Annotated in this window: 4 protein-coding genes; all 4 read left to right on the forward strand. The window is 48.9% G+C overall.

What is annotated here, in order from left to right:
• The first annotated feature begins 133 nt into the window (after positions 1-133).
• On the forward strand, positions 134-1270 hold the full coding sequence (locus Q0338_RS07115; protein ID WP_298086145.1) for a DegT/DnrJ/EryC1/StrS aminotransferase family protein: 1137 nt from the start codon (positions 134-136) through the stop codon (positions 1268-1270).
• Complete coding sequence (locus tag Q0338_RS07120) at positions 1263-2177, forward strand: tetraacyldisaccharide 4'-kinase (RefSeq protein ID WP_298086146.1); 915 nt, start codon at positions 1263-1265, stop codon at positions 2175-2177. Before Q0338_RS07115 ends, Q0338_RS07120 begins: the two co-directional genes overlap by 8 nt.
• Positions 2178-2204: 27 nt before the next feature.
• Complete coding sequence (gene cutA, locus Q0338_RS07125; RefSeq protein ID WP_298086147.1) at positions 2205-2507, forward strand: divalent-cation tolerance protein CutA; 303 nt, start codon at positions 2205-2207, stop codon at positions 2505-2507.
• Positions 2504-3938, forward strand: a 1435-nt coding sequence (gene thrC, locus Q0338_RS07130) for a threonine synthase (RefSeq protein WP_298086148.1), incomplete at its 3' end; no start/stop codon positions are given. The genes cutA and thrC, both read left to right, overlap by 4 nt.

The following is a 3938-nucleotide window of genomic DNA, read 5'->3' on the forward strand; positions in this document are numbered from 1 at the left end:
CTACGCTAGCCATGAGCATCAAATTTGCCAAAAACGGCAAGATGATAAAAACCGCCGTAAATTCGGTGAAAAAGTAAATTAAAAAAGAAACGTAATTCAAGGTAAGATAAAAATAAAAAAACAAGGAGGCACAATGGAAGAGATAGCGTTTTATAGACCTACTATCGACGAGGCCGAGATTACGCTCATCAAAGAAGCCTTAAAAGACCACGGTTCGGTGATCGTGGAGAGGCTGGAGTCCGAGCTTAGGGAGTATTTTGGCGTAAAGCACGCCGTTACGACCAATAACAACAGCGCCGCTCACCATTTGGCGCTTTGTTCGATGGATCTAAAACGCGGTGACAAGATCATTTGCTCGGTAAACTCTACTCCGAGCGTGGCGCAGGCGATCAGGCATTTTGACGCTGAGCCGATATTTGTTGACATCAACGAAGACGACTTCAACATGAATCCCCAGTCGCTGCGAGATACGCTAAAAGTGCACAATCACAAAAAGCTAAAAGGTATCTTTGTAAACCACGTCGGAGGGCAGGCGTCGGATATGGACGAGATCTACGCTATCGCGCAGGAGTACGACGTAAAGGTGCTCGATGACGCTGGTAAGTCCGTCGGCCTAACCTATAACGGCGTAAAAATCGGCTCTGATGACCGCTCGCTTATCTCTTGCTTTAACGTGCATTCGCAGCTCACAAACCCGATCGCAACGGCGGGCTTTATGCTGACGGACGACGATGCCATCGCCGAGCGCGCTAGGTTGCTGCGAAACCACGCGATCGTGAATGGCGGCATAGATAAAGACGGCAACCTAGGCTACGTCTACGACGTCGTAGATATCGGCGTGAAGTATGATCTAACGGGGCTTTGCGCAGCGTATGCGGTGGCGCAGTTTGAAAAAACGGATAAATTTATCGCTCGGCGCAGACAGATCGCCGCCATCTACGACAAAGAGCTCGCAGGCTGCCCGCACGTCTCGCTACCGATCAAAAAGCGCGACCACGTCTATATCCAGTACATCATCAAGATCGACAAAAACCGCGACGGGTTTGCCAAGGAGCTGCTAGAGCGCGGCATCCACACGGCGCTTCACTACAAACCGATGCACCTTTTAAGCTACTATAAAAGCAAATACGGGCTTAAGGTAAATTCATTCCCGAATGCGCTAAAAACCTATCAGCAGGTGCTTTCGCTGCCCGTTTACAACGCGCTTAGCGACGAAGAGGTCGCCTATATCTGCGAGAGCGTGCGAGAAGTAGCCAAAACGCGTGTTTAAAAGGAAAATTTACGCCTTTGCGCAGGAGTATTTTTACTCTCCAAATTTGTGGCAAAAGTGCCTAGCTATCGCGCTTTTGCCGCTTAGCTGGATTTACTGCGCGGGCGTGACTTTAAAGTCCAAATTTAGCAAAGCTTTAGATTTTGACATCCCGATTATCAGCATCGGAAATTTAACCCTAGGCGGCAGCGGAAAGACGCCGCTGGGCATTGCTATATTAAACGAATTTGAGGGCGGCTGCGTCGTGTTACGAGGCTACGGTAGAGCTTCAAAAGGACTCATAAAAGTCGCTATCTCGGGCGAAATTTTAGTGGGCGTCACGGCTAGCGGCGACGAGGCGATGGAGTACGCAAAAAGCGTAAAAAACGCAAACGTCATCGTGAGCGAAAACCGCGATATCGCGATAAAAGAAGCCAAAAAAATGGGCGCAAAGTACGTGCTGCTAGATGACGGCTTCGGTAAATTTCACATCAAAAAATTTAACGTCCTGATCCGCCCATCGGCAAAGCCTTATTTTGATTTCGTCCTGCCTAGCGGCGCGTATCGCTACCCGAGCAAATTTTACGCCAAAGCCGACTACGTCGTAAAAGAGGGCGAGGATTTTACTCGTGCGAGCGAAATCATAAATCAAACTAAAAAGATGGTTTTGGTGACCGCTATCGCAAATCCGCAGCGCCTGGAGCCTTATTTTAGGCTTTGCATCAGGCGCGAGATATATCCCGATCACTACGCGTTTTCGCGGGACGAGCTAGCGAGTATCCTAGAGCGCTACGGCGCGACCTCGCTTTTGGTCACGCGAAAAGACGCCGTAAAGATGGAGGAGTTTGGCCTGCCGCTCTCCGTCATCGCGCTAAAAACGACGCTGGCGGATAAATTTAAACGAATTATCAAAGAGAAAATTCTATAATCTCCTAAAAATTTTTAGGATGCTTTAATGAAATTCGTACTAACTTCTTGCGCCGACAAGTCTGCGGCTAAAACTCTAGCCAAAAAGCTCGTAAAAGCTAAATTTGCCGCTTGCGTCAGCGTTTTTAAGGCAAATAGCGTTTATTTTTGGGACGGCGAGATAAAGGATGAAAAGGAGCGGGTCTTACTCATAAAAACCGCGGTTAAATTTAAAAAAATCGCTAAATTTATCGCGAAACATCACGACTACGAGCTGCCTGAGATTGTGGCTTTTAAGGCGGATAAAGCTAGTAAAAAATACAAAAAATGGATAAAAAAGGAAAGCAAATGAAGCTATTTCAAACTAGAGCGAGTGCGGGCGAGAGCCTAAAAAGCGTGGAATTTAGCCAGGCGCTACTTAGCCCTAGCTCCGCTCACGGCGGGCTTTACGCACCGACGCAGCTACCGCAGCTGGATGATAAATTTTTTGCTGAGGCGGTAAATTTAAACTACGCACAAATCGCTCTAAAAATCATAGAGAAATTTGGATTTGACGCGGATGCGGCGATGTTTGAGAGGGCGGTGAAGCGGTATGAGAGATTTGACGATCCGCAAAATCCCGTGCAGGTGCGAAAAATCGGCGAAAACCTCTACGTAAACGAGCTTTATCACGGACCTACGCGCGCGTTTAAAGATATGGCTCTGCAGCCTTTCGGCGCGCTGCTTAGCGAGCTAGCCGCAAAAAGAGGCGAAAAATACCTCATAATGTGCGCTACTAGCGGCGACACCGGACCTGCGACGCTAGAGACCTTTGCAGACGCACCGGGCGTCAAAGTCGTCTGCCTCTATCCAAAAGACGGCACGAGCGAGGTACAGCGCCTACAAATGATAAACGCAGACGCCGCAAACCTCAAAGTAATCGGCATCGAGGGCAACTTCGACGATGCGCAGCGCGCGCTAAAAAGCCTGCTGGCTAGCGAGAAATTTAAAGAGCGCCTAAGCGCTGCCGGACTCTCGCTCTCGGCGGCAAATTCGGTAAATTTCGGGCGGATTTTGTTTCAGATCATCTATCACGTTTACGCCTACGTTTATCTGCTAAAAACGGGCGAGCTAAAGGGAGAATTTGACATCGTCGTGCCTAGTGGCAACTTCGGCAATGCTCTGGGCGCATACTACGCTAAAAAAATGGGCGCGAAAATCGGCAAAATCAAAATCGTCTCAAACGCAAACAACATCCTGACCGAGTTTTTCACGCAGGGGCGATACGATCTGCGCGGCAAAAGCCTGATTAAGACGATCAGTCCCGCGATGGATATCCTCGTTTCTTCAAACGTCGAGAGGCTGCTTTTTGATAAATTCGGCGCCGTGAGAACCAAAGAGCTGATGGATAGTCTCGCAAGCGAGGGCTTTTACGAGCTTTCAAGCAGCGAGCTAGACGCGCTAAAAGAGGACTTTGACGCTGATTTTTGCAGCGACGAGGAGTGCGAGAAATTTATAAAAGAGTGGGCGGCAAAAGGCGTCGCAGTCGATCCGCACACGGCTACATGCTTTAAAGCGGCGGCAAATTTAACGCGCCCGTGCGTGATAACGTCGACCGCGCACTGGGTCAAATTTGCTCCGAGTATGTTTAAGGCGCTAAAAAACGAAACGCTAAAAGACGAAAAAAGCGGGCTTGAGGCTTTGGCAGCGGAGTTTAAGGATGAAGTGCCCGGCGCGATAAAGTCACTCTTTACAAAAGCCGCCGTACACAATGAAATCGCCGCAAAGAGCGATATAGAGGCTA

The sequence above is a fragment of the uncultured Campylobacter sp. genome (assembly GCF_938018145.1).
GTDB lineage: Bacteria > Campylobacterota > Campylobacteria > Campylobacterales > Campylobacteraceae > Campylobacter_A.